The following is a 22,412-nucleotide window of genomic DNA, read 5'->3' as shown; positions in this document are numbered from 1 at the left end:
AGGCACACTTGAGCTATGCCTCAGTACCAGCCGCACCAGCGTTTCACCGAAGCCGACCGGGACAAGATCGCCGGCCGGTTGCGGGACGCGTTCGCGGACGGCCGGCTGGACCAGCCCGAGTTCACCTCCCGCCTCGACCAGTTGTACTCCGTGCAGACGTACGGCGAGCTGGAGCCGCTGGTGCGCGACCTGCCGCCGGTGCGGACGTACCAGACCCCGGCGGTGGTGCAGGACAGCAAGCCGGCTCCGGCGCCCGGTGAGTTCCCGGAGCGGAAGAAGGACGCGCAACCGCAGCGGAACGGGCTGGCCGCGCTCGGCGGCGGGTTCACCGGCGTCGTCGTACTGAACGTGGTGATCTGGTTCGTCATCGGGGTCGCGAACGGCGGGCACTGGCCGCACTTCTGGCCGGTCTGGTTGATGATCCCCTGGACGCTGTTCGCCCTCAGCAACCTCGGAAAGCGCCGTTGACAGCGGCCCCGGTCACCCGTCGCGTCACCGGCCCACGTCTGCGGCCGGACTGGGGTTGGCAGCTGCGGCAGGGGTCGGCGCTCGTCTACGTGATCTGGTTCGCGGTCGCCACCCCGGTCGCGATCGCCGGACTGCTGCTGAAGCCGCGGTGGGTCGGCTGGATGATGCTGGCCTGGTTCCTGGTGCTGGTGGGCTTCACGCTCGGCCTGCGGGTGGCCGAAAGCCGGCGGCGCAAGGCCTGGGGCGACGTGGTCGGGCAGATGGGCTGGCGGCTCAGTCTGGACCGGCCGGAGCTGCTGCAGCGCTGGCCGTTCCCGCCCTTCTCGGTGGACCCCGGCGCCGAGGTGTACGACGTGACGTCGGGCCGGCACCGTGGCCGGGAGTTCTCGACCGGGCAGTTCCGGCACAAGGTCGGCCGGCGCGAGCTCGGGTTCGACTTCCTCGACCTGCAGGTGGACCGGCCGCTGCCGCCGCTGCAGGTGCTGCCGGCCGCCCTGGCTCCGGTCGCGGCCGCCAGCCTGCTGCCGATGACGGTGAACGTCGAGGGCCTCCCGGGGCGGTACTGCCTGTTCAACGGTCGCGAGGACCACGCGGAGGCTGTGCTGCATCCACGGGCGGTCGAGGCGCTGGCCGCCGTACCGCCGTTCGGGTTCAGCTGCGAGGGACGGCGGTTCGTCGCGATCCTGCCGGCGTACCGCGATGCGGCCACCGCCCTCGCGCAACTGGACGCGGCCTGCGACCTGCTCGACCTGATGCCCGAGCAGATCTGGCGCGAAGGCGAGCAGTGGGCCGCTACGCACCACCCCTGAGCAGCGGGACAAGAGCGGCCAGGTCCTCGTCTCCGTGACCTTCGGAGACCGCCCGCTGCAGCAGTTTCTCCATCGGGGCGATCATGGCCGGGTCGACACCCTGCTCGACGGCCAGGTCGACGAGCTCGTGGAAGCCGTTCGCCTGCATGGCCAGGTTCGAGCCGGCCGGTCCGTCCGGGCCGTGTTCCAGGTCCTTCGCCATCGCCGGCAACTGTCCGAGCATCGCGCTCAGCCAGGGCACCAGGTAGTCGTCGGTGAACGCGGTCGGTGAGATGTCCTCGCCGCTGATCAGGGCGAGCGCGTGCGCGGCGCCGCCGAGCATCGGATACATCGCGCTCAGCAGGGTGAAGTCGTGCAATGACGCCATGCCCGGGTCCTTGCCGACGTACGCCGGTCGCGCGGCGGCCTTGAGGTCGGACGCGTACTGCTCGAAGGCGGCGGTGGACCCGCTGTAGAGGATGAACGCCTGCGGACCGCCGATCAGCACCGGGACGGCCATGATGCCGCCGTCCAGGAAGTCGACGCCGTGCCCGGCGGCCCACTCCGCGAGTGCGCGGGCCTGGGAGGGCAGGCTGCTGGTGAGGTTGACCAGGGTGCGGCCGGTCAGGTCGGCGGCGAGCGGCTCGAGGGTCGCGCGGACCGTGCTGTCGTCGAGCAGACAGACCACGACGAGCGGACCGGCGGCGACGGCTTCGGCTGCTGACGCGGCCCGGACGGCGCCGAGGGCGTCGAGCTCGCGGGAGCGGCCGGGGGTCCGGTTCCAGACGGTGGTCGGGTGGCCGGCGGCCAGGAAGGCCCGGGCGAGGGCGGTGCCCATCGCGCCGAGGCCGAGGACGGTGACGGGAGTCTTCATGCCGTCAACCCTTGCGGGCGCCCTTTAGGATGGGCAAGTACCCACTAATTAGTCAGGTACTGACCGAAAGGTAAGTAATGCTTCCGTACACCTGTGGCCTGGACGCCGCGGCCGACGTGATCGGCGGGAAGTGGAAACCGCGGATCCTCTGGGCGCTGCACCACGGGCCGATGCGGTTCGGCGAGCTGCGCCGGGAGGTCGCCGGCGTGACCGAGAAGATGCTCATCCAGCAGCTGCGCGAGCTGGAGTCCCGTGACATCGTTCACCGTGAGGTCTACCGGCAGGTCCCACCTCGGGTCGAGTACTCGCTGACCGCGCTCGGTCAGTCACTCAACGTGGCCTTGGCGCCACTGGATGCCTGGGGAGCCGAGCACCTCGAGGTGCTGGAGGCTTCGCGGGCGGGCCAGGCGGCCGGTTGAGCGGTCTCGATTGGGTTTCGCCTGGGTGAGTGGCGTACACTCTTTCCTTGGCTCTTTGTAGCCTCTGGCTCGTCGTGCCCGCGGCTGCCTGACGCTCGCGTCAGGAGGGCACCAAGGCCAGGACCATCATTCAGTACGTCGTCTACAGAAGTGCGAGGACATGCCCAAAAAAGAGGGAGTCATCGAACTCGAGGGCACCATCGTGGAGGCCCTGCCGAACGCGATGTTCCGTGTTGAGCTGTCCAACGGGCACAAGGTGCTCGCGCACATCAGCGGCAAGATGAGGCAGCACTACATCCGGATCCTCCCCGAGGACCGGGTCGTCGTGGAGCTGTCGCCGTACGACCTCACCCGGGGTCGCATCGTCTATCGGTACAAGTAACACCACCACCAACACCTGTCGAAGAAAGAAGCTCGATGAAGGTCAATCCGAGCGTCAAGAAGATCTGCGACAAGTGCAAGGTGATCCGCCGTCACGGCCGGGTCATGGTGATCTGCGAGAACCCGCGGCACAAGCAGCGGCAGGGCTGACAGCCCGCAGTCGAGCAGCACCCAGCACTTTCGCACCACAGCGCGCACGCTCGTCCGGCCACCGCAACACGGCCTGACGTCGCCCCCGGAACAGAGGCCGGGGCCCCGCCGGTGAAGCACAGCGACACCGAGGCGGGCGGGGACGCGGCGCGCCACCACACCTCTGCCGACGAAAGGAACACCGCCACATGGCACGCCTCGTAGGGGTCGACCTGCCGCGCGACAAGCGCATCGAGGTCGCTCTCACCTACATCTTCGGTGTAGGTCGTACTCGCGCCCTGAAGACGCTCGAAGCCACCGGGATCTCCGGTGACAAGCGCGTCCACGAGCTGGGCGACGAGGAGCTGGTGAAGCTCCGGGACTGGATCGAAGGCAACTACAAGATCGAAGGTGACCTCCGTCGCGAGGTGACCGCGGACATCCGCCGCAAGATCGAGATCGGGTCGTACCAGGGTCGCCGGCACCGCAGCGGCCTGCCGGTGCGTGGTCAGCGTACGCGGACCAACGCCCGCAGCCGCAAGGGTCGTCGCAAGGCGATCGCCGGCAAGAAGAAGAAGTGATGACCCGGATGACTGCAGATCTTTCCAGCGACCACCCCAGGAGCAACTGACCTATGCCTCCCAAGAGCCGCACCGCGGCCGGCGCGAAGAAGGTGCGCCGCAAGGAGAAGAAGAACGTGGCCGCCGGCCACGCGCACATCAAGAGCACGTTCAACAACACGATCGTGACGATCACCGACCCGACCGGCGCGGTCATCTCGTGGGCCTCCGCGGGCACCGTCGGCTTCAAGGGTTCGCGCAAGTCCACCCCGTTCGCCGCGCAGATGGCCGCCGAGGCCGCCGGGCGCCGCGCGATGGAGCACGGCATGCGCAAGATCGACGTGTTCGTCAAGGGTCCCGGCTCCGGCCGGGAGACCGCGATCCGTTCGCTGGGTGCCGTCGGCCTCGAGGTCGGCACCATCCAGGACGTCACCCCGACCGCCCACAACGGCTGCCGCCCGCCCAAGCGGCGCCGGGTCTGACCTTCCGAGAGGAGCACACACAATGGCCCGTTACACCGGACCCATGACCAAGAAGTCGCGCCGTCTCGGGGTCGACCTCGTCGGTGGCGACAAGGCGTTCGAGCGTCGTCCGTACCCGCCGGGTATGCACGGCCGCGGCCGTCCCAAGGAGAGCGAGTACCTGCTCCAGCTGCGGGAGAAGCAGAAGGCGCGCTACTCGTACGGCGTGCTGGAGAAGCAGTTCCGCCGGTACTACGAGGAGGCCTCGCGGCGCTCCGGCAAGACCGGTGACAACCTGCTGATCATCCTGGAGTCCCGGCTGGACAACGTGGTGTACCGCGCCGGCCTGGCCCGGACCCGCCGGCAGGCCCGTCAGCTCGTCGTCCACGGTCACTTCACCGTGAACGGCGTCAAGGTGAACATCCCGTCGTACCGGGTGGCCGCCCACGACATCATCGATGTCAAGGCGAAGTCGGTCGAGACGACCCCGTTCATCATCGCCCGGGAGACGCACTCCGAGCGCGTCGTCCCGGCCTGGCTCGAGGTGCTGCCCGAGCGGCTGCGCATCCTCGTCCACCAGCTGCCGACCCGGCAGCAGATCGACACCCAGGTCGCCGAGCACCTGATCGTCGAGCTCTACTCGAAGAACTGATCCGGCTCCGGCCGGTGGCCTCGCGCCGCCGGCCGGATCGGTGTTCTTCACCCCTCGCGACCTCAAATAGTGGTCGTCGCGAACAGAGAAGGAACACGAAGTTGCTTATCGCACAGCGCCCCACCCTGACCGAAGAGGTCGTCGACGAGCACCGCTCGCGGTTCGTGATCGAGCCGCTCGAGCCGGGCTTCGGCTACACCCTCGGCAACTCGATCCGCCGGACCCTGCTGTCCTCCATCCCCGGCGCCGCCGTGACCAGCATCAAGGTCGACGGCGTGCTGCACGAGTTCTCGACCGTTGCCGGGGTCAAGGAGGACGCCACCCAGCTGATCCTGAACCTGAAGGACCTGGTCGTCTCCTCCGAGCACGACGAGCCGGTCACCATGTACCTGCGCAAGCAGGGCCCCGGTGACGTCACCGCCGCGGACATCGCGCCGCCGGCCGGTGTCGAGGTGCACAACCCGGACCTGAAGATCGCCACCCTGAACGAGAAGGGCCGGCTCGAGATGGAGTTGGTCGTCGAGCGGGGCCGGGGCTACGTCTCCGCGATCCAGAACAAGTCCGCCGACGCCGAGATCGGCCGGATGCCGGTCGACTCGATCTACTCGCCGGTGCTCAAGGTGACCTACAAGGTCGAGGCCACCCGGGTCGAGCAGCGCACCGACTTCGACCGCCTCGTGGTCGACGTCGAGACCAAGCCGTCGATGCTGCCGCGGGACGCGGTCGCCTCGGCCGGGAAGACCCTGGTCGAGCTGTTCGGCCTGGCCCGCGAGCTGAACGTCGAGGCCGAGGGCATCGACATCGGCCCGTCGCCGGTGGACGAGCAGATGGCGGCCGACCTGGCGCTGCCGGTCGAGGACCTGCAGCTCACCGTCCGGTCGTACAACTGCCTCAAGCGTGAGGGCATCCACACCGTGGGTGAGCTGATCTCGCGCAGCGAGCAGGACCTGCTGGACATCCGCAACTTCGGCTCGAAGTCGATCGACGAGGTCAAGCTGAAGCTGGCCGAGATGGGCCTGTCGCTGAAGGACTCGCCTCCTGGCTTCGACCTGCGTGCGGCCGCCGAGGCCTACGGCACCGAGTCGGACGACGAGGACGAGAGCTTCGCCGAGACCGAGCAGTACTGACACCCACCCCGGGCCACCCGGCCTGAGATACCTGGAGTAAGAGATGCCTACCCCCACCAAGGGTGCCCGGCTGGGCGGCAGCCCGGCGCACGAGAAGCTGATCCTCAGCAACCTCGCGACGTCGCTGTTCGAGCACGGCGCCATCACCACGACCGCGGCCAAGGCCAAGCGCCTGCAGCCGCTGGCGGAGCAGATGATCACCAAGGCGAAGCGTGGTGACCTCGCCTCCCGCCGCCAGGTGATGAAGCGGATCAAGGACAAGAGCGTCGTGCACGTGCTCTTCACCGAGATCGGCGAGCGGTACGCCGACCGTCCGGGCGGTTACACCCGGATCACCAAGCTCGGCCCGCGCAAGGGTGACAACGCGCCGATGGTGAGGATCGAGCTGGTCGAGGCGCTGGCCGACTCGCCGAAGGCGAAGAAGACCGCGAAGAAGGCCCCGGCCAAGAAGGCGGCCGCCCCGAAGGCGGAGGAGAAGGCCGACGACACGGCGGACGACAAGGCCGAGGACGTTGTCGCGGGCAAGTACGAGGGTTCCGCCGCCCCGAACGCCGACGGCAGCGCGCCGGCCGGCTTCGACATCAAGGGCAACGAGAACTCGATGAAGTACCACACCGCCGAGTCGCCGTGGTACGACCAGACCGAGGCCGAGGTCTGGTTCAAGACGGAGGCGGACGCCGAGGCCGCCGGCTTCACCAAGGCCGGCGAGACCGAGGACGACGACAAGTAACACCGGTTGCTCACGCAGCGCCCCCTCACTGCACGGTGAGGGGGCGCTGTTGCGTTAGATTGCCGTGTGCGCTGGCGGATCGACCTGAGGTACGACGGAACGGCCTTCCACGGCTGGGCCCGTCAGGAGGGCCTCCGGACCGTGCAGGGCGTGCTGGAGGAGACCCTCCGCGTCGTACTGCGCCTGCCCGAGCCGGTGACCGTCACCTGCGCGGGCCGGACCGACACCGGCGTGCACGCCCGCGGCCAGGTCACCCATGTGGACGTCGAAGGCGCTGTGGAGCCGCTGAGGCTGCTCAGAAGCCTGAACGGCGTCCTGCCCGAGGACGTGGCTGTCACAGCCGTCAGTGCGGCTCCAGCGGGCTTTGACGCCCGTTTCTCCGCTCTGGCCCGCCGCTACGTCTACCGCCTCTGTGACGACCCCGCCGGCTGGGACCCACTGCAGCGCGGACATGTACTGCGCGTGGGCCGCCCGCTGGACGTGGACAAGATGAACGCGGCCACGGCCGGCCTGCTCGGAGAGCACGACTTCGCCGCCTTCTGCAAGAAGCGGGAGGGCGCGAGCACGGTCAGGGCGCTGCTGGAGTACTCCTGGCAGCGGACCGGCGTCGGACAGCTGGAGGGCACCGTCATCGCGGATGCCTTCTGCCACTCGATGGTCCGGGCGCTCGTGGGTGCACTGATCCCCGTGGGCGACGGACGACGTGACGTCGAGTGGCCGGCCGCCGTACTCGCTGGGAAGGTGCGGGACTCGGCTGTGTCGGTCCTGCCCGCGCACGGCCTCACACTGGAGGAAGTGCGCTACCCGGCTGACGAGGAGTTGGCCGCACGGGCGCTGCAGGCCCGTCAGGTCAGGGGAGAGGTGCACCAGCGTGGCTGACCACTACTTCTCGGCGGAGCCCGGTTCGGCCGACGTACGCCGTACTGTCGAGGCCCGGATCTGGGGACGGGAGTACACCTTCACCACCGCGACCGGGGTGTTCTCCCGGGACCGCCTGGACATCGGTACGGCGGTCCTGCTGCGTGAGGTGGAGCCGCCGGCCGGGCCGGGGACGTTCCTGGACCTGGGGACCGGCTACGGGCCGATCGCGTGCGCGCTGGCGGTGGAGGCGCCGAAAGCGGAGGTGTGGGCGGTCGACGTGAACACCCGGGCACTCGAGTTGACCGCGGAGAACGCTGGCCGGGCCGGGGTCGCCGACCGGGTGCACCCGGTGCTGCCGGACGGCGTACCGGAGGACGTGCGGTTCGACCAGCTGTGGTCGAACCCGGCGATCCACATCGGCAAGGCCGAGCTGCACCGGATGCTGCTGCACTGGCTGGCCCGGCTTGCCCCCGGCGGCGTGGCATGGTTCGTCGTCGGCAAGAACCTGGGCGGCGACTCGTTGCAGCGCTGGATGACCGAGCAGGGCTACCCCTGCGAACGGGTCGGCAGCGCGAAGGGGTTCCGGGTCCTGCGTGCAACGAACGCGGGTCCGTCGCCGTCCTGAGGGTATGGAGGCAGCCTTGGCGGCAGCAGAGGCACGGACGGGCCAGCTCGACTTCGAGCTCTGGGTCACCGAGAAGGCGGACGCGCTGCTCCGCTTCGCCTACGTCCTGACCGGGGACAAGAACCTGGCCGAGGACGCGGTCCAGGACGCCCTGACGACCGCCTGCGCCCGCTGGGGACGGGTCAGCCGTGCCGACGACCCCGAGGCGTACGTGAAACGGATGGTGGTGAACGCGCACATCTCCTGGTGGCGCCGCTTCCGCCGCCGCGAGGCTCCGATCCCCGACCCGGTCCGATCAGGGCCGCCGGCATCGGACGGTGCCGTGGACAGAGCCGAGTCCGACGCGGTCTGGGCGCTGTGCGCGACGCTGCCGGACAAGCAGCGGGCGGCCGTCGTACTGCGCTTCTACGAGGACCTCTCGTACGCCGAGATCGGTGCGCTGCTGCACTGCGCCGAAGCGACCGCGCGGTCGCATGTCCACCGGGCACTGGCCGCACTGAAGACCACGCTGAGCAAGGAAGGAGCCGAGGATGCCTGACCACGAGCCTGAGCAGGAGCTCGGCCCCAAGATCGCCGACGCGTTCCAGCGCCGGGCCGACGCGGCCACTGGTCCGCGCGGCAGTGCGCTGGCGGCAGAGGCTCGCCGGCGGGTCCGCAGGCGCCGCCAGGGGATGACCATGGCTGCGGCCGCGGTCGTGGTGGCTGCCGCGATCGGTGGTGTCTGGAACGCGGTCGGGGATCCGTCGCCGATCGCCTCGAGCTCCAGCGAAGGTGGTGCCGCCGACAAGGGCGCCTCCAGCTCCGGACGGACGTCGCCCGAGTTCGTGCCACCTGCCGACGCTGCGGGCTGCCCGGCCGATCACGTGATCCAGGGAGGTGGCGGACTGACCGCCGTACCGCGTGGGACCGGGTTGGACCTCGGGACGCCGGTGTCTGGGCTGCACGCCTGCCGCTACCGGCTCGGGCCTGGTGCACCCATGCTGCTCGGCCAGCAGAGCTTCGACGCCGGTGTCGCGCAGCAGGTGGTCGACGCGATCAAGGTGCTGCCGGAGCGGAACCCGGACCTCCCGGTGTTCAAGTGCGCCCCGCAGACCGCGCAGCCGAAGGAGGCGATCGTGCTGCGGTTCGGCACGTCCGCCGGCGTGAAGGAGGTCTGGGTGCAGTACGACGGCTGCGACGCCGCCGGCTTCTTCACCGGCACCCGCACCTACGGCCTGTACGCCGCCCCCCTCAAGCTCTTCATGACCGGCGCCGCCCGCCCACCCGGAGGCACTTACCTGAACGCCCTCGAGGGCTGGTAACGAGCGCTCAGTCGCGCGGTCCCATCCCGCGGTCGCCGCGCAGGTTCCGGACGTTGGCCGGTCGGGTCACCGCTGTCCACCGTCGAGCCGGCCGGACGGCTCGACGCCGTGTGCGATCCCAGGAACTGTTGCAGGTGCGCGACCTCGCGCGCCGTCGCGGGCCCTCCGGACCGCCCGGCCGTCGCGGGCCCTCCGGGTCGCCCGGCCGTCGATGGCTCGCGGGGCGCGGCGGCCGCAGCTACGTCCGGAGCCGCCTCGGCGACCGCGGGCTGCGGCGGCTCGCTCTCGGCGTAGGCCTTCAACTGGCGCAGCAGGATGAGCTCCTGCCTCGACGGTTGCGGCCTGGGCGGTTCCGACTCCGCGCCGGGGTTCTGTTCGTGCCAGGCGCGGTAGTGGGTCTCGACCTTGCCGAGCTCGGCGTCGAGTCCGGCGATCGCCTTGCCGCCCTGCTGCTCACCCCATTCGGCCAGGGTCTCCGCGGGGATCCCGGCCGCCACCCCCAGCTCGGCGAAGTTGGCGAGCTCCCGACGGACCGGTCCGGACAGTCGGTGCCGAAGCTGCGCGCGATGGCTGTCGGGCATGAGGTCGCCGAGCCGGCTGTCGATGACCAGGTCGGCCAGCGCGTTGAACCGCTGCGGCCTGGGCGTGCGGTGCAGAGTGTCGCGGACCTGCTCGGGCGTCTGCCCGGAGATCCGCGCCACGCCGTCGACCAGCCCGTCGGTGGCCTTCATGAATCCGGGGTAGCTCGCCGGTGCCTGGACGCCCATGACCTCGGGGACCGCGGTGTCCATGTCGATGTCCTGCAGGATCGCGTCGACGTGCCGGTGTGTCCAGGTGTCGTTGAGGCCTTCCTCGAGCACAAACTCCTCGGGCGACATGATCTTGACCGCGTCCGGTGCCCGCTCGTCGCCGAGGTCGGTCAGGAGGTGCCGGGCCTCGTGCACGACGGTGACCGCGGTCAACCGGACGAGGAGCTTGTCGTCGTCGATCAACGGCCCCTGCTCGGTGTACGCCTCACGGACCACGTCCAGCATCGCGGACTGCATGCTCACGGCGCCGTCCCGGTGGATGGCGCCACCGACACCCGGATTGCGTTCCTCGTAGAGCCGTCCGTTCCAGCCACCCGGGAGCCCAGCGCGCCGCTCGACCGCACGGATGATGCTCGCGACCCACTCGTACTCCGGGGTGCCCGGAAGGATCTCCGGGCCGCGGGGCTGCACAACGATGGAAGAGAGAGGGTTCGTCACCGGAGCTCCTGTCGCAGGCTGGTCAGCAGCCGGAAGAGCGAGCTGTTCAGTTGCCTGATCGCGCCGGCCTCCGGCACGGGCGCCCGGGCCGCCAGGTCGGTGATCCGTGCCATCACCTGGACGAGCTCGTCGGCCCGGTCATCGGGCGCGGCGGTCGAGTTGACGGCTTCGGCGTACAGCCGCTGCGCCTCGGCGTACGCACTGCTCGTCGCCGGCGGCGGTCCGGACAGCAGGCTCGGCAGCTGGTCGGCCCGTCTGATCGCGCGTCGGCGCCACTTCTCGTCCTGGACCTGTCCGGCCAGCGCGCGGAGCCGGTGGCGTTCGCGCTCCACGGTCGCCGGATCCGCGCCGTACAGCCGGTCCAGCAGTCGCTGCAGCTCAGCCTCGATCTGCTCGTACTGAGCGTTGCCCTGCATGACACCTCTTCCTCGCCCGTGGTCGCCGCCGATCATCGCGCGCCTGGGGGTCGTTTATCGGGTCGCGGCGGGGTGGGGTGCCTTGTCAGACTGGTGTGATGGGCCATGTGGATGTCGGTGGGGTCGGGTTCGAGTTGCCGGACGGGCGGGTGTTGCTGGACGACATCACGTTCCGGGTCGGGGACGGGGCCAAGGTCGCGCTGGTCGGGGCGAACGGGTCGGGCAAGACCACGCTGACCAGGATCATCGCGGGGGACCTGAAGCCGCACAGCGGCAGCATCTCGCGCTCCGGCGGGCTCGGCGTGATGCGGCAGTTCGTCGGCTCGGTGCGGGACTCGTCCACCGTGCGCGACCTGCTGCTGTCGGTCGCGCCGGAGGCGATCCAGACCGCGGCGGCCCGGCTGGACAAGGCCGAGCTCGCGATGATGGAGGCCGACGACGAGAAGACCCAGCTGAAGTACGCCCAGGCCGTGGCCGACTGGGGCGAGGTCGGCGGGTACGACGCCGAGGTGCTGTGGGACGTGTGTACGACGGCCGCCCTCGGCATCCCGTTCGACCGCTGTCGCTGGCGTGAGGTGAAGACGCTGTCCGGCGGTGAGCAGAAACGCCTGGTCCTGGAGGCGCTGCTGCGTGGACCCGACGAGGTCCTGATGCTCGACGAGCCGGACAACTACCTCGACGTCCCCGGCAAGCGCTGGCTGGAGGAGCAGCTCCGCAGCACCGACAAGACGGTGCTCTACATCAGCCACGACCGGGAGCTGCTGGCGAACACGGCGACCCGGATCGTCACCGTGGAGCTCGGTGCCGCCGGCAACACGGTGTGGACGCACGGTGGCGGCTTCAGGACGTACCACGAGGCCCGGCAGCACCGGTTCGAGCGGTTCGAGGAGCTGCGCAGGCGCTGGGACGAGGAACACGCGAAGCTCCGGGCGCAGATGCTGATGTACAAGCAGAAGGCGGCGTACAACTCCGACATGGCCTCGCGTTACCGGGCCGCACAGACCCGGCTGCGCAAGTTCGAGGAGGCCGGGCCGCCGCAGGCAATCCCACGCGAGCAGAAGGTCAGCATGCGGCTGACCGGCGGCCGGACCGGGAAACGCGCGGTGGTCTGCACGGGCCTCGAGCTGACCGGGCTGATGAAGCCCTTCGACCTGGAGGTCTGGTACGGCGAACGCGTGGCCGTGCTGGGGTCGAACGGGTCCGGCAAGTCGCACTTCCTCCGGCTCCTCGCCAACGGTGGGTCCGATCCCGATGTGGAGCACCGGCCGGTCGGGGACGTACAGATCGCTCCGGTGGCGCACAGTGGCAACGCCAAGCTGGGTGCGCGCGTGCGACCGGGGTGGTTCGCGCAGACGCACGAGCACCCGGAGCTGGTCGGCCGTACGCTGCTGGAGATCCTGCACCGGGGTGACGAGCACCGGGAGGGCATGGGACGCGAGCTGGCGTCGCGGAAGCTGGACCGCTACGAGCTGGCGCATGCGGCCGAGCAGACGTTCGACAGTCTGTCCGGTGGTCAGCAGGCGCGGTTCCAGATCCTGCTGCTGGAGCTGTCCGGGGCGACGCTGCTGCTGCTCGACGAGCCGACGGACAACCTGGACGTGGAGTCGGCGGAGGCGCTGGAGGAGGGGCTCGACTCCTTCGACGGGACCGTGCTGGCGGTGACGCACGACCGGTGGTTCGCGCGTGGGTTCGACCGGTACCTGGTGTTCGGCGCCGACGGCTCGGTGTACGAGTCCGACGAGCCGGTCTGGGACGAAGGCCGGGTCGAACGGGCTCGCTGACGGTCGGCGCCGGGTGGTCGGTCTGCGGGCCGTGCGTCGGGGGCGGTCGGTGGTCCGCGGGGGCGTGTGGTCGGCGCGGTGGTCGGCTGCTGCTGCGATCAGTGGGGGCGGTCGATGCGGTAGACGTAGTGGAGCGGGTCGTCGATCGGGTTGTCCGGCTCCATCGGGCCTTCGGCGACCCGGCGGAAGCCGGCGCGTTCCAGCGCGCGCCACGACTGCCGGTTGCCCGCGACCACCGCGACGATGATCGCCTCGGCGTCCGGGTACGCCGTCCAGCTGTCCGACACCATGTCCGCGATCATCCCGGTGCCGACGCCCTGCCCCGTCCGCCCGGCCTCACCGATCAGATAGTCGATGGTGAGCGCGCCCGCGGGTACGTCGGTCAGCTTCTCGAACTCGGTCAGGTACTCCGGATAGTCGGCCAGCCGGCAGCGCTGGATCAGGCCGACCGGCTCGTCGTCGAGGTGTACCAGCCAGTCCTCGGACGGCTCCCGTCCGTCCGCGCTGGTGCCGAAGTCCCGCTCGACCGCGTCCGGACTGGTCTCGTGGTTCCACCAGCGCGCCACGTGCGGGTTCGCCAGCCACTGCGCCAGTAGGCCGAAGTCGTCCCGCGTGACCCTGCGGAACCGGTAGGTCATGATGATCCTCCCCTTGATGACGGTAAAAGTCAGCTAATGCGTTCGACGGTAGTAGCGCGCCTGCCGCCCGCGCTGACTGCAGGAGGCGTGGCAGAAACGCCGCCGGCCGTGCATGCGGACGAACAGCATCCGGCAGCCAGGCCCTTCGCAGCGGCCGATCCGGCGTTCCCCGGCCGCCAGCTCGATCGCCTCGCTCGCGAGCGCCGCCAGCAGCCGAGTCGTCCCGGACGTCGCCGAATCGGTCGCAGCCGCAGGTTGTCCACCCGTTGGCCAGCTCAGCTGGACCGAGGAGTACGCCAGTGCCGCGCAATCGTTGAGGGCGGCAATTGCGTCCGGACCGGGATGCTCGCCGTCGGCGACCGCGCTCAGCACGCGATGGATGTGGTCGCGCAACTCGCGGACTCGGGTCGCGTCCCGCGCCGGCACCCGGTCCACGTCGACGGTGTGCAGGTCGCCGTACGCCTGGAACCAGCCCCGGACGAGCTCGGGCGTGGCCAGGTAGTCGACCGCGCCGTCGTCGTACCAGGTGTTGGCGAACTCGACCACGAGCGGCTCGGTGCCGAGCAGCGGATACTCCATGCTTGCTGACGATAACAGCTGCTTTATCCGTCAGCTAGGGAGATTTGCACCAACCGTCCCGGTAGGCGGCCCAGTCGGCGTCGGTGGCGGTGAAGTCGACGTACATGGCCAGCCCGAAGTTCTGCCGGTCCGAGCTGCCGAGCGCGAGGCGGGCGCCACGGACGGCTGCGGTGACCGTCTCCGCGTGACCCCAGTGCGACGGGTTGCTCTCCCAGTAGGCGGGCAGGCCCATCAACAGGTCGGTCGACGCCGGAGTCGCCTCCAGCGCGAGCGCGGTCTGCTGTGCGACGTACCCGCCGTACAAGGACTCCAACGGCATCGCGGTGTCGTAGGACATGACGGCGATCTGCTCGACCCGGCGGGCCACCTCGGCGAAGTACTCCTGCGACCACCACTTGCCCTCGCCGGTCAGCGCCAACGGCAGCGCGTTCACCCGCCACAGCGGCTCCAGTTGGGCCGCCGCGACGGACAGCGGTACGCCGCGCTGCTCGGTCAGCACCTGCGTTTCGTCCAGTACGGCGAGGAAACCGGCCGACCCGGAATGCACCGGCTCGAAGTCGAAGTGGATGCCTTGGAAGCCCTGATCGAGTACGGCTGCCGACGACGCGACGACCCGCGTCCGCACGGTCGCGTCGTCCAGATCCATCCCCGGGTTCTTCCCCGGCTGCACGAGATCGCCCAGCCACGCCTGCACGCGTACGTCGGGAGCGGCGGCCCGCATCGCCGCCGTGAACCAGCCCGCCTTGGGTGACACCTGTGCGAGCGGCAACGTCCCGTCGTGCTCGAGTGGGCCGGCGTGGACGTAGAGGTCCCGGATCCCGGTGCCTTCGAGTCGACGGGCCAGCGCGGTCACGTCGGCCTCCGTCTTCCGCCCGTCCACCCAGGCGTGGCCGAGCCACAGGGCGTCGTTGTTCCGCGTCCGCGCATCGGCGGTCGGCTCGCCGACGTACCGGACTCGCAGCGAGACGGCGTACGACCCGAGTGGTACCGGAATGAGCAGGGCGAAGGCGAGTGCGAGGGCGGTGAGGACTCGGCGCGTGCGGGACCAGCTCTGCCAGCGCCGCTTCACGGTCGAGGACGCAGACCGTCGAAGACGATGGCGAGCAGCCGCTCGCGGCCTTCCTGCTCCAGGCCGGCCGCGGTCGCGCCGCGGGACGCCCCGATGAGGAGGGCGTAGACCTCGGTCAGCCGCGCGTCCCGGCGGACGATGCCTTCCTCCTGGGCTCGGGTGAGCAGGGTGTTGAAGGCCTCCCGGAGCCCGGCGCCGGCCTTCTTCGCCTCGGCGCCGGCGACCGATCCGGCGGCGGTGAGCGCCTCGGCGATGGCCAGCTTCGAGGCGGACTCCGCGACCACCTGGGTGAAGAACCCGAAGAACGCCTCGCCCGGATGGTTGCTGTCGGCAAGCTCGATGGCCCGGTCGCGGAGGCGTTCCAGGCGGAGCGTGAGCACGGCCTCGAGCAGGTCGATCTTGGTCGGGAAGTGCCGGAACACCGTCGCGATGCCGACGCCGGCCAGTTTCGCCACGTCGTCGGTGGACGCGGTCGGCGAGCGGCCGAAGACCTCGTCCGCCGCGGTCATGATCCTGGCCCGGTTGTCCCGCGCGTCTGCTCGCACCCTGCATCCCTTCTTCGGCCTCAGCCTAGGAGACGTCGGCTGTGCCCTCCGGGTTGTAAGCGAAGTTGATACTCCGTATATTCGGAGTATCCACTCCGCTTATCTGAGAGCAGGACTCCGAATGACGCCTGAAGAGGTCTTCCGGAAACTCGTCCACGGTGTCGCCGACCGCGACTACGCCGCGCTCCCGGAGCTGTACGCCGAGCGGACCGACGTACGCCATCCGATGAGCCCGTACGGCGCACCGCCGTTGCTCAGCCGGGACGCGCTCCGGGAGCACTTCGGCGCCAACGCGCCACGGGCGGAGGGCGATGTCGAGTTCCGGCCGACCGACATCCGCGTCCACGACACCACCGACCCCGAGGTGATCGTCGCCGAGTTCACCTACACGGGGAGCGCGGTCGCGACCGGCGAGACGTTCAGAGTGCCCTGTGTGTTTGTCATGCGGGTTCGGGAGGGGTTGATCGTGGAGTCGCGGGACTACGTCGATCATGTGGCGATGGCCCGGGCTCGGGGCCGGCTCGGCGAACTGGTCGCACAGCTGCTGGAACCGGCGAATCCCCCGGCCACGTCATAGTCGGCAGAAGCGCACGGATGGCCCCGGACCGAGGCAACTGAGCCCGCCCGGGGCCATCTCCAATGGCCAACCTTCACGCCAACCCGCGCGCCGACCTTCGCGCCGACCTGGATGTCGAGCGTCGCGCCCGCCGTCACGCCCGCAGCCGCAGAGGTGCGGCGGCCAGTGCCTTCGCGGCGATCACCAGGCCGGCGGCCGCCAGCACGATGTCCTTCAGCACGTACTGCGCCTCCAGCGTCGGCGTCCCCGGGAACAGGTCCCCGAAGAACAGCACCAGCGGCGACATGATCCCGACCAGCGAGAGCCCGAGCACCAGCAGCCCGGTGCGCAGGAACTTGCCGGTCATCAACGTCAGCCCGATGAAGCACTCCATCAGTGCGGTCAGCAGGACCGCGTTTCGCCCCTCGACGATGCCGAGCGTCAGGGTGTCGACGGTCCGCATCACCAACGCCTCCGCCGGGCTCGCACCCGGGAAGAACTTGAGGACGCCGAACCCCAGGAAGATCAGCCCGAGGCTGACCCGGAGGATGTCGACACTCTGCCGGCCGAGCCAGTCGGCGAGCTTGTTTCCCTTGTACAGCAAGGCATTCATGGTGGTTTCTCCTGTCGCGATCGATGTGCCATCAGCGTCGCGAAAACCACCCGCCCGCCGCGTCGGGCAGTCGAGGGCAGTTGCTGTACCGCAGCCGGCGTACGACTCAGGGAGACCCTGAGTCCCGGCGGAGTAGCCGTGGGCCGGCGAGCACGCCGGCCCGGCTACAGCCTCACTCCAGCCGGCGACCGTCCAGCTTCAGCCGCCGGACCGTGGTCTCCGGGAACCGGCCACGGTCGCGGACGTCCGGATACGGCTCGATCGTGACGGTCTGTCGCTCGATCCGGGCGATCTCGCCGACCAGGACGGTCCGCAGTTCGGCCGCGATCTCCTGATGGTTGGCGCTGTCGATCAGGTTGTCCAGCTCGTACGGGTCCGCCACCAGGTCGTACAACGCCCGCTCCACATAACGATCCGCTCCCGGAACATCACCGGCTTCCGGCGCGTGCACGTAGTACTTCCACCGGTCCGTCCGCAGCGCCCGACCGACCTCCGACTCACTCACCTGGATCAGCACGCCCTCACTCGCCGTACGCTCCCGGAGAGGTACGCCGTCCAGATGATCGGGCAACTCGATCTCGGCCGCGTCGAGCACCGTCGGTACTACGTCCACCGTGCTCACGGGTACGCCGACGCGAGTACCACCGCGGTAGCCGGGGCCCTCCACGACCAGCGGGACCCTGACCGACCCGTCGTGCGGGGACCGCTTGTACTCGCTGTTCCGCGTCTTGAAGTGCGAGCCGTGGTCGGACGTGTAGACCACCAGGGTGTCGTCGAGCAGGTCCAGGCTGACCAGGGCGTCCCGCAGTCGGCCGAGACACTCGTCGACCCGCTTGATCTGGCCGTAGTACCCGGCCGCGTGCCGGTGCGCCGTACCCGGGAGTGAGGCCAGGTCGGGCGGCAGCCAGGCGCCGTTGTACGTGTCGCGGTAGACCTCGGGTGCCGGGTAGTCGTCGTGCTCGTTCTGGTGATGCGGCTCGATCAGCGACAGGAACAGCATGAACGGGCGGTCGCCGTCGGAGGCTCTGGTGACGAAGCGGATCGCCGCGTCGGTCAGCGCGTCGGGGCGGTAGCCGGGGAGGCGGACCGGTTGACCGTCGCGGTCGTGGACGACGGTCCGGTACGCGTCCGAGGTGAACTCGAGCAGGTTCGAGCCCAGCCAGAAGTCGTACCCGCCCTGCTCCTCGACGGGCACGGGGTCCTGGGTGCCGAGGTGCCACTTGCCGATGTAGCCGGTCCGGTAGCCGGCGGCGCCGAACAGCCGGCCGAGCGTCGGAGCGTCCGTGGGCAGCGGCACCCCGTTGCGGAAGACACTGGTGTTGGTCGGATACCGACCGGTCTGCATCGCCGCCCGGGCCGGCGCACAGACGGGGTTGGTGGTGCAGGCGCTCTCGAAGAACGTGCCGTGCCGGGCCATCAGGTCGAGGTTCGGCGTCAGGCCGAGCGGACTCCCGGCGGCGCCGACGGTGTCCCAGCGCTGCTGGTCGGTGAAGAAGACGATCACATTAGGGCGCATCAACAGTCCTCACTTGAGGCCGGAGAGCGCGATGCCCTCGACCAGGAATTTCTGGGTGATCACGAAGAACAACGCGGTCGGGACGAACAGCAGCAGCGCACCCGCCGCGGTCAGGTTCCACTGGGTGAAGTACTCCTGGTTGAACAGCGTCAGCCCGATCGGCAGCGTGCGCATCTCGGTCCGGCTGGTCGCGATCAGCGGCCAGAGGAACTCGTTCCACTGGAAGACGAAGGTGAACAGGCCGAGCACAGCCATCGCCGGCTTGCACTGCGGCAGGATCACCCGCAGGTAGATCCGGAACTCGCCGGCCCCGTCCACCCGGGCCGCCTCGATCAGCTCGTCCGGCAGCGGCTTGATGAACTGCCGCATCAGGAAGATGCCGTAGGCATCCATCAGGAACGGCACGATCAGACCCTGGTAGCTGTCGATCCAGCCCAGGTTGGCGAAGATCGCGTAGATCGGCAGCATCCGGACGAAGAACGGCACCATCAGCGTCGACAGCACCGCGACGAACGCGATCCGCTTGCCGGGGAAGTCCATCTTCGCGAACACGTACCCGACCAGCGGGTCGAAGACCAGATGCGCGATCGTGATCGCCCCGGCCATCACGAAGCTGTTCACGAAGAACCGCCCGAACGGCGCGGCCTCGAACAACCGGGTGAAGTTGCCCCACTGCAGCTCGGCCGGCCACAGCACCGGATCACCGGACTGCACCTCGGCGTCACTCTGCAACGCCAGCACGATCATGTAGAGCAACGGGACGACGGTGACCAGGCCGAGCGCGACCAGGACGACGTACGCCGCCAGCCGGTCGCCGGGGAAGAGACGCTCACGCATTGGCCCGGTCTCCGATCCGCAACTGCGCCAGCGACAGGATCAGTACGACGATCAGCAGCAGGACGGACAGTGCCGACGCGTACCCGAAGTCGTTGTCGTTGAACGCGACGATGAACAGCCGGTGGGCGTACAACGAGGTCGCGTTGCCCGGACCGCCGCCGGTCACGATGTAGGGCAGGGCGAACTGCTGCAGCGTGCTGATCAGACCGATGATCGACACGAACAGCGTCGTCGGCGCGAGCAGCGGCAGCGTGATCGCGAAGAACCGGCGCCACGGCCCAGCACCGTCGATCCGCGCGGCCTCGTAGTACAGGCTGGGGATGCCTTGTAGGCCGGCGAGGAACAGCACCATCGTGTAGCCCGCCCCCGACCAGACCGTGATGCCCACGATCGTCGCGAGCGGATGCGTGCTCAGCCACGTCTGACCGGGCAGGCCGAGGGAGTCGAGCAACCGGTTGAGGATGCCGACCTGCGGATCCAGGATGTTCCGCCACAGCAGGCCGACGATCGAGACCGACGTCAGGTACGGGATCAGCAGGACGGAGCGGAACAGCGTCCGGCCCGGCAGCGCCTGGTTGAGGATCACGGCCAGTCCGAGGCCCACCGCCGTACCGACGATCAGGGTGCCGGCGGCGTACAGCAGCGTGATCAGGAACGAGTGCACGACCTCCGGGTCGCCCAGTGCGCGGCTGAAGTTGCCGAGACCGACGAACGAGACGCCGTCGGCGTCGTACAGGCCGGTCAGCAACTGGTTGCCGATCGGGAGGAAGAACATCAGGGTGAAGAACAGCACCGCCGGAGTCAGGAAGAGCCATGCGGTCGCCGCCTGACGCCGACGGGTCACAGCGCGGCCCCGGCCTGCTTGCGGAAGTCGGCCAGCGTCTGCTCCACCGGCGCGTGCTGGATGATCATCTGCTGGTACGCCTTCTTCCACAGCTCGGTGATCTGCGCGGCCTTCCCGCTCGCGGACAGCGCGACGTCGTGCTCGGCCACGACCGCGAGCGCCTTGGCGATCGTGCCGAGGTTCGGGTCGGCGGCGACGGCCGGATCCGCGGCCCAGCTCTTCCGCGGCATCGACATGCCCGACTCCTTGGTGGCGGCCAGTTCGGTCTTCACCGCGGTCAGCTTGGTGATCAGCTCCCAGGACAGCTCGGGGTCCTTGGCCTTCGCGGGGATCATCAGGCCGGCGCCGGCCATCGAGGACGCCTGCACCGAGCCGGTCAGCGGTACGGCGAGGCCGAGGTCGATGTCCGGGCTGCCCTGCCGGATCGGGCCGATGTCCCACGGCCCGGACACGAACATCGCCGCCCGCTTGGCCGAGAACAGCTTCTGCGGACCGGAGTAGTCGGTCGTCGCCACCGGCGCGGGGGAGGCCTTGTGGGTGAAGATCAGGTCCTGCATGAACTGCAGCGCCTTCCGGGCGGCATCCTCCGGGACCATGAACTGCTTCGCGCCGACCTTGCTGAAGTCCACGCCCTGCTGGCTGTAGAACGGAGCGGCGTAGCTGGCGTCGGAGTTGAGCGCCGTACCGCTGACCTTGTCCTTCGTGGTCGACCGGGCGATGTCGAGGAACTCGTCCCACGTCGCCGGCGCTTTCGGGACCATCGCCTTGTTGTAGAAGACCAGCCCGTTCGCGGTCAGGTGCAGCGGGATCGAGTAGGTCTTGCCCTCGTACTGCCGGGCGACCACGGCCTGGTCGATGAAGTCACCCGGGAAACCGAACGCCTGGTCCGCCTTGGCGAACTCGTCCAGCGCGAGCACGTTGCCGGCCAGCCCGTACTGCGTCCCGGTGCCGGCACTCACCTCCTCGACCAGGTCCGGCACGTTGCCCGACCGGAAGTCCGCGGTCAGCTTGGTGGTCAGGTCCGGCCACTGGAACTTCTGCCAGTTCATCTCCAGGTCGTGATCCTTGCCGAACTGGTCGATCACGTCCTTGTAGACCTGGTAGCCGTGGCCGGCGTTCCAGTAGATCGTGAACGTCCGGGCGTCCTGCTTCTTCGCCGCCGGCGTGGCCGGCGAACAGCCGGTGCCGACCGCGCCGAGGACGGTGGCACCGAGCCCGAGCTGAAGGAACGAGCGGCGGTCGAGAGAGGGCATGACGAAACCTTTCGGGTACGGCGGAGTGCGGTGTGGTGACGTGCTGGTTCGCGGCTGCCGGCCGCTTGGGGTCAGGCGGATTCGCGGTGGTTGAGCACCCAGGGCATGGACAGCTCCCGGGCCGGCCGCGAGGGGTCGTCGATCCGCGCGAACAGCGCCTCGACCATTTCGGTGAAATCGAGCTGGTACATGCCGACGCTGGTCAGCGGCGGCGACGAGTAGGTCGCTTCCAGGGTGTTGCCGGTGCCGATCACGGCCAGGTCGTCCGGCACCTTGAACCCGCGGTCGACCGCCGCCTGCAGTGCGGCGAACGCGCCCCGATCCGACTCCGACACGATCGCGTCGGGCGGGGTCGGTGAGCTCAGCAGGTCGCGGACCACGACGACCGCCTCCTCCCGCGACGCCGCCCCGATCCGGACGAGCTCCGGATCGACGGCGAGCCCGTGCGCTCGCAGTGCGTCGACGTACCCGCCGTACCGGTCGTCGTGCGGGGTGGTGTGGGACAGGAAGGCGATCCGCTGCCGGCCCGCGCCGAGCAGGTACTCGGTCGCTTCGGCCACGGCCTGCCGGACGTTGTTACGGACGACGTCCACGCCTTTGAGGTCCAGGTGGTCGCTGAAGGCCATCAACGCCCGCGTGGATCGACGGGCGGCGGTGAGCTCCAGGTCGTCGCTGAGGCCGGGCGCGAAGATGGCACCGTCCACGTGCCCGCGGGTGATGACCCGGAGCGACTGGGCGGCCCGATCGAGGCGGCGTACCGGAACCCCGATGACGGAGTAGCCGTGGGCGGCGGCGATGTCCTCGCACTGCATCGTCAACCGGTCCAGCCAGGGGCCGACGGGTGGCGCGTACACCAGCGCGATCAACTCCGACCGCTGCCGGCGCAGGCTCCGGGCGGCGGTGTTCCCCTTGTACCCGAGCTTCTGCGCAGCCTCCTCGACCCGCTTCCGGGTCGGCTCGGGCAGCGGGGTCGTCCGGTCCGCCCGCCCACTCAGCACGTACGAACACGTAGCCACCGAAACCCCGGCAGCCACCGCCACATCCCGAAGCGTCGTACGCCCTTCCCTACTCATGGTGAAAGCATTAACCTGACCCTAGAACCGGTCAATACCCCATAGTTGGTTAATTCACTACACATTAAC

The 22,412-nt window shown here is 69.4% G+C and carries 29 protein-coding genes; 16 read left to right on the top strand and 13 right to left on the bottom strand.

Annotated features, from left to right (window positions below; all coding sequences use genetic code 11):
• The first annotated feature begins 15 nt into the window (after positions 1–15).
• Together ACQPYZ_RS31250 and ACQPYZ_RS31245 are read left to right on the top strand one after the other, a co-directional pair.
• A complete protein-coding gene (locus ACQPYZ_RS31250) occupies positions 16–468 on the top strand; it encodes a DUF1707 SHOCT-like domain-containing protein (protein WP_433162406.1) in 453 nt (150 codons plus the stop codon).
• Positions 465–1,277 carry a hypothetical protein gene (locus ACQPYZ_RS31245; protein ID WP_433162404.1) on the top strand — a complete coding sequence of 271 codons (813 nt, stop codon included), beginning with the start codon at positions 465–467 and terminating at the stop codon, positions 1,275–1,277. The genes ACQPYZ_RS31250 and ACQPYZ_RS31245 overlap by 4 nt, the downstream gene beginning before the upstream one ends.
• On the opposite strand, the gene ACQPYZ_RS31240 is transcribed toward ACQPYZ_RS31245, so the two are convergent.
• On the bottom strand, positions 1,261–2,130 hold the full coding sequence (locus ACQPYZ_RS31240) for an NAD(P)-dependent oxidoreductase (RefSeq protein ID WP_433162402.1): 870 nt from the start codon (positions 2,128–2,130) through the stop codon (positions 1,261–1,263). The genes ACQPYZ_RS31245 and ACQPYZ_RS31240 overlap by 17 nt on opposite strands.
• A 77-nt stretch (positions 2,131–2,207) precedes the next feature.
• On the opposite strand from ACQPYZ_RS31240, the gene ACQPYZ_RS31235 reads away from it, so the two are divergent.
• From ACQPYZ_RS31235 to ACQPYZ_RS31180, 12 genes are all read left to right on the top strand, one after another.
• A complete protein-coding gene (locus ACQPYZ_RS31235; RefSeq protein ID WP_433162400.1) occupies positions 2,208–2,549 on the top strand; it encodes a winged helix-turn-helix transcriptional regulator in 342 nt (113 codons plus the stop codon).
• Between the two features lie 160 nt (positions 2,550–2,709).
• The gene (gene infA, locus ACQPYZ_RS31230; protein WP_012923661.1) at positions 2,710–2,931 is read left to right on the top strand and encodes a translation initiation factor IF-1; all 222 of its coding nucleotides are present in this window, start codon (positions 2,710–2,712) and stop codon (positions 2,929–2,931) included.
• Between the two features lie 35 nt (positions 2,932–2,966).
• A complete protein-coding gene (gene rpmJ, locus ACQPYZ_RS31225; RefSeq protein WP_008361054.1) occupies positions 2,967–3,080 on the top strand; it encodes a 50S ribosomal protein L36 in 114 nt (37 codons plus the stop codon).
• Between the two features lie 188 nt (positions 3,081–3,268).
• On the top strand, positions 3,269–3,640 hold the full coding sequence (gene rpsM / locus ACQPYZ_RS31220) for a 30S ribosomal protein S13 (RefSeq protein WP_012923660.1): 372 nt from the start codon (positions 3,269–3,271) through the stop codon (positions 3,638–3,640).
• A gap of 53 nt (positions 3,641–3,693) precedes the next feature.
• A complete protein-coding gene (gene rpsK / locus ACQPYZ_RS31215; RefSeq protein WP_012923659.1) occupies positions 3,694–4,101 on the top strand; it encodes a 30S ribosomal protein S11 in 408 nt (135 codons plus the stop codon).
• Between the two features lie 22 nt (positions 4,102–4,123).
• Positions 4,124–4,732 (top strand): 30S ribosomal protein S4, encoded by a 609-nt coding sequence (rpsD, locus tag ACQPYZ_RS31210; RefSeq protein WP_433162397.1) that lies wholly within the window; start codon positions 4,124–4,126, stop codon positions 4,730–4,732.
• A 101-nt stretch (positions 4,733–4,833) separates the two neighbouring features.
• A complete protein-coding gene (locus ACQPYZ_RS31205; RefSeq protein WP_433162396.1) occupies positions 4,834–5,859 on the top strand; it encodes a DNA-directed RNA polymerase subunit alpha in 1,026 nt (341 codons plus the stop codon).
• Between the two features lie 43 nt (positions 5,860–5,902).
• Positions 5,903–6,589: a 50S ribosomal protein L17, sunset domain variant gene (gene rplQ, locus ACQPYZ_RS31200; RefSeq protein WP_433162394.1), complete on the top strand. Its 687-nt coding sequence runs from the start codon at positions 5,903–5,905 to the stop codon at positions 6,587–6,589.
• A gap of 66 nt (positions 6,590–6,655) precedes the next feature.
• Positions 6,656–7,468: a tRNA pseudouridine(38-40) synthase TruA gene (gene truA, locus ACQPYZ_RS31195; protein ID WP_433162392.1), complete on the top strand. Its 813-nt coding sequence runs from the start codon at positions 6,656–6,658 to the stop codon at positions 7,466–7,468.
• Entirely contained in the window at positions 7,461–8,075 is a 615-nt protein-coding gene (locus ACQPYZ_RS31190; RefSeq protein ID WP_433162390.1) for a class I SAM-dependent methyltransferase, read from the top strand. Before truA ends, ACQPYZ_RS31190 begins: the two co-directional genes overlap by 8 nt.
• 16 nt (positions 8,076–8,091) lie before the next feature.
• Entirely contained in the window at positions 8,092–8,613 is a 522-nt protein-coding gene (locus ACQPYZ_RS31185) for a SigE family RNA polymerase sigma factor (protein WP_433162389.1), read from the top strand.
• The gene (locus ACQPYZ_RS31180) at positions 8,606–9,376 is read left to right on the top strand and encodes a hypothetical protein (protein WP_433162388.1); all 771 of its coding nucleotides are present in this window, start codon (positions 8,606–8,608) and stop codon (positions 9,374–9,376) included. Before ACQPYZ_RS31185 ends, ACQPYZ_RS31180 begins: the two co-directional genes overlap by 8 nt.
• Here ACQPYZ_RS31180 and ACQPYZ_RS31175 read toward each other — a convergent pair.
• Both ACQPYZ_RS31175 and ACQPYZ_RS31170 read right to left on the bottom strand, forming a co-directional pair.
• Entirely contained in the window at positions 9,349–10,623 is a 1,275-nt protein-coding gene (locus ACQPYZ_RS31175) for a hypothetical protein (protein ID WP_433162386.1), read from the bottom strand. The genes ACQPYZ_RS31180 and ACQPYZ_RS31175 overlap by 28 nt on opposite strands.
• Positions 10,620–11,039, bottom strand: a complete 420-nt coding sequence (locus ACQPYZ_RS31170; protein WP_433162385.1) for a hypothetical protein — start codon at positions 11,037–11,039, stop codon at positions 10,620–10,622. Before ACQPYZ_RS31170 ends, ACQPYZ_RS31175 begins: the two co-directional genes overlap by 4 nt.
• A gap of 98 nt (positions 11,040–11,137) precedes the next feature.
• Here ACQPYZ_RS31170 and ACQPYZ_RS31165 point away from each other — a divergent pair, with 98 nt between their 5' ends.
• Positions 11,138–12,820, top strand: a complete 1,683-nt coding sequence (locus ACQPYZ_RS31165; RefSeq protein ID WP_433162384.1) for an ABC-F family ATP-binding cassette domain-containing protein — start codon at positions 11,138–11,140, stop codon at positions 12,818–12,820.
• 98 nt (positions 12,821–12,918) lie between these two features.
• Here the strand turns inward: ACQPYZ_RS31165 and ACQPYZ_RS31160 are convergent, their stop codons facing one another.
• From ACQPYZ_RS31160 to ACQPYZ_RS31145, 4 genes are read right to left on the bottom strand one after another with little or no spacing between them, the layout of a single operon-like run.
• On the bottom strand, positions 12,919–13,458 hold the full coding sequence (locus tag ACQPYZ_RS31160) for a GNAT family N-acetyltransferase (protein ID WP_433162382.1): 540 nt from the start codon (positions 13,456–13,458) through the stop codon (positions 12,919–12,921).
• A gap of 33 nt (positions 13,459–13,491) precedes the next feature.
• Positions 13,492–14,037: a CGNR zinc finger domain-containing protein gene (locus ACQPYZ_RS31155; protein WP_433162381.1), complete on the bottom strand. Its 546-nt coding sequence runs from the start codon at positions 14,035–14,037 to the stop codon at positions 13,492–13,494.
• A gap of 34 nt (positions 14,038–14,071) precedes the next feature.
• Positions 14,072–15,106 (bottom strand): hypothetical protein, encoded by a 1,035-nt coding sequence (locus ACQPYZ_RS31150; RefSeq protein ID WP_433162380.1) that lies wholly within the window; start codon positions 15,104–15,106, stop codon positions 14,072–14,074.
• Complete coding sequence (locus tag ACQPYZ_RS31145; protein ID WP_433162379.1) at positions 15,103–15,651, bottom strand: TetR/AcrR family transcriptional regulator; 549 nt, start codon at positions 15,649–15,651, stop codon at positions 15,103–15,105. The genes ACQPYZ_RS31150 and ACQPYZ_RS31145 overlap by 4 nt, the downstream gene beginning before the upstream one ends.
• A 121-nt stretch (positions 15,652–15,772) precedes the next feature.
• Here ACQPYZ_RS31145 and ACQPYZ_RS31140 point away from each other — a divergent pair, with 121 nt between their 5' ends.
• On the top strand, positions 15,773–16,228 hold the full coding sequence (locus ACQPYZ_RS31140; protein ID WP_433162378.1) for a nuclear transport factor 2 family protein: 456 nt from the start codon (positions 15,773–15,775) through the stop codon (positions 16,226–16,228).
• 133 nt (positions 16,229–16,361) lie between these two features.
• Here ACQPYZ_RS31140 and ACQPYZ_RS31135 read toward each other — a convergent pair whose 3' ends face one another.
• From ACQPYZ_RS31135 to ACQPYZ_RS31110, 6 genes are all read right to left on the bottom strand, one after another.
• A complete protein-coding gene (locus ACQPYZ_RS31135; RefSeq protein ID WP_433162376.1) occupies positions 16,362–16,820 on the bottom strand; it encodes a DoxX family protein in 459 nt (152 codons plus the stop codon).
• 172 nt (positions 16,821–16,992) lie between these two features.
• Positions 16,993–18,336 (bottom strand): sulfatase-like hydrolase/transferase, encoded by a 1,344-nt coding sequence (locus ACQPYZ_RS31130; RefSeq protein WP_433162374.1) that lies wholly within the window; start codon positions 18,334–18,336, stop codon positions 16,993–16,995.
• Positions 18,337–18,345: 9 nt separating this feature from the next.
• The gene (locus tag ACQPYZ_RS31125) at positions 18,346–19,173 is read right to left on the bottom strand and encodes a carbohydrate ABC transporter permease (protein WP_433162373.1); all 828 of its coding nucleotides are present in this window, start codon (positions 19,171–19,173) and stop codon (positions 18,346–18,348) included.
• Positions 19,166–20,017, bottom strand: a complete 852-nt coding sequence (locus tag ACQPYZ_RS31120) for a carbohydrate ABC transporter permease (RefSeq protein ID WP_433162370.1) — start codon at positions 20,015–20,017, stop codon at positions 19,166–19,168. Before ACQPYZ_RS31120 ends, ACQPYZ_RS31125 begins: the two co-directional genes overlap by 8 nt.
• Positions 20,014–21,270, bottom strand: coding sequence for an extracellular solute-binding protein (locus ACQPYZ_RS31115; RefSeq protein WP_433162368.1), 1,257 nt, complete (start codon positions 21,268–21,270; stop codon positions 20,014–20,016). The genes ACQPYZ_RS31120 and ACQPYZ_RS31115 overlap by 4 nt, the downstream gene beginning before the upstream one ends.
• A gap of 71 nt (positions 21,271–21,341) precedes the next feature.
• Positions 21,342–22,343: a LacI family DNA-binding transcriptional regulator gene (locus ACQPYZ_RS31110; protein WP_433162367.1), complete on the bottom strand. Its 1,002-nt coding sequence runs from the start codon at positions 22,341–22,343 to the stop codon at positions 21,342–21,344.
• Between the last annotated feature and the right edge of the window lie 69 nt (positions 22,344–22,412).

The sequence above is a fragment of the Kribbella sp. CA-247076 genome (assembly GCF_050942445.1).
GTDB lineage: Bacteria > Actinomycetota > Actinomycetes > Propionibacteriales > Kribbellaceae > Kribbella.
This window is presented reverse-complemented; position numbering and strand designations above follow the sequence as displayed.

Bases quoted from the DNA above. Each gene is read 5' to 3' on its own strand.
- ACQPYZ_RS31250 (WP_433162406.1), top strand. From the start codon at position 16: ATGCCTCAGTACCAGCCGCACCAGCGTTTCACCGAAGCCGACCGGGAC.
- ACQPYZ_RS31240 (WP_433162402.1), bottom strand. From the start codon at position 2,130: ATGAAGACTCCCGTCACCGTCCTCGGCCTCGGCGCGATGGGCACCGCC.
- ACQPYZ_RS31235 (WP_433162400.1), top strand. From the start codon at position 2,208: ATGCTTCCGTACACCTGTGGCCTGGACGCCGCGGCCGACGTGATCGGC.
- infA (WP_012923661.1), top strand. From the start codon at position 2,710: ATGCCCAAAAAAGAGGGAGTCATCGAACTCGAGGGCACCATCGTGGAG.
- rpmJ (WP_008361054.1), top strand. From the start codon at position 2,967: ATGAAGGTCAATCCGAGCGTCAAGAAGATCTGCGACAAGTGCAAGGTG.
- rpsM (WP_012923660.1), top strand. From the start codon at position 3,269: ATGGCACGCCTCGTAGGGGTCGACCTGCCGCGCGACAAGCGCATCGAG.
- rpsK (WP_012923659.1), top strand. From the start codon at position 3,694: ATGCCTCCCAAGAGCCGCACCGCGGCCGGCGCGAAGAAGGTGCGCCGC.
- rpsD (WP_433162397.1), top strand. From the start codon at position 4,124: ATGGCCCGTTACACCGGACCCATGACCAAGAAGTCGCGCCGTCTCGGG.
- rplQ (WP_433162394.1), top strand. From the start codon at position 5,903: ATGCCTACCCCCACCAAGGGTGCCCGGCTGGGCGGCAGCCCGGCGCAC.
- ACQPYZ_RS31180 (WP_433162388.1), top strand. From the start codon at position 8,606: ATGCCTGACCACGAGCCTGAGCAGGAGCTCGGCCCCAAGATCGCCGAC.
- ACQPYZ_RS31170 (WP_433162385.1), bottom strand. From the start codon at position 11,039: ATGCAGGGCAACGCTCAGTACGAGCAGATCGAGGCTGAGCTGCAGCGA.
- ACQPYZ_RS31165 (WP_433162384.1), top strand. From the start codon at position 11,138: ATGGGCCATGTGGATGTCGGTGGGGTCGGGTTCGAGTTGCCGGACGGG.
- ACQPYZ_RS31160 (WP_433162382.1), bottom strand. From the start codon at position 13,458: ATGACCTACCGGTTCCGCAGGGTCACGCGGGACGACTTCGGCCTACTG.
- ACQPYZ_RS31155 (WP_433162381.1), bottom strand. From the start codon at position 14,037: ATGGAGTATCCGCTGCTCGGCACCGAGCCGCTCGTGGTCGAGTTCGCC.
- ACQPYZ_RS31140 (WP_433162378.1), top strand. From the start codon at position 15,773: ATGACGCCTGAAGAGGTCTTCCGGAAACTCGTCCACGGTGTCGCCGAC.
- ACQPYZ_RS31135 (WP_433162376.1), bottom strand. From the start codon at position 16,820: ATGAATGCCTTGCTGTACAAGGGAAACAAGCTCGCCGACTGGCTCGGC.
- ACQPYZ_RS31130 (WP_433162374.1), bottom strand. From the start codon at position 18,336: ATGCGCCCTAATGTGATCGTCTTCTTCACCGACCAGCAGCGCTGGGAC.
- ACQPYZ_RS31125 (WP_433162373.1), bottom strand. From the start codon at position 19,173: ATGCGTGAGCGTCTCTTCCCCGGCGACCGGCTGGCGGCGTACGTCGTC.
- ACQPYZ_RS31115 (WP_433162368.1), bottom strand. From the start codon at position 21,270: ATGCCCTCTCTCGACCGCCGCTCGTTCCTTCAGCTCGGGCTCGGTGCC.
- ACQPYZ_RS31110 (WP_433162367.1), bottom strand. From the start codon at position 22,343: ATGAGTAGGGAAGGGCGTACGACGCTTCGGGATGTGGCGGTGGCTGCC.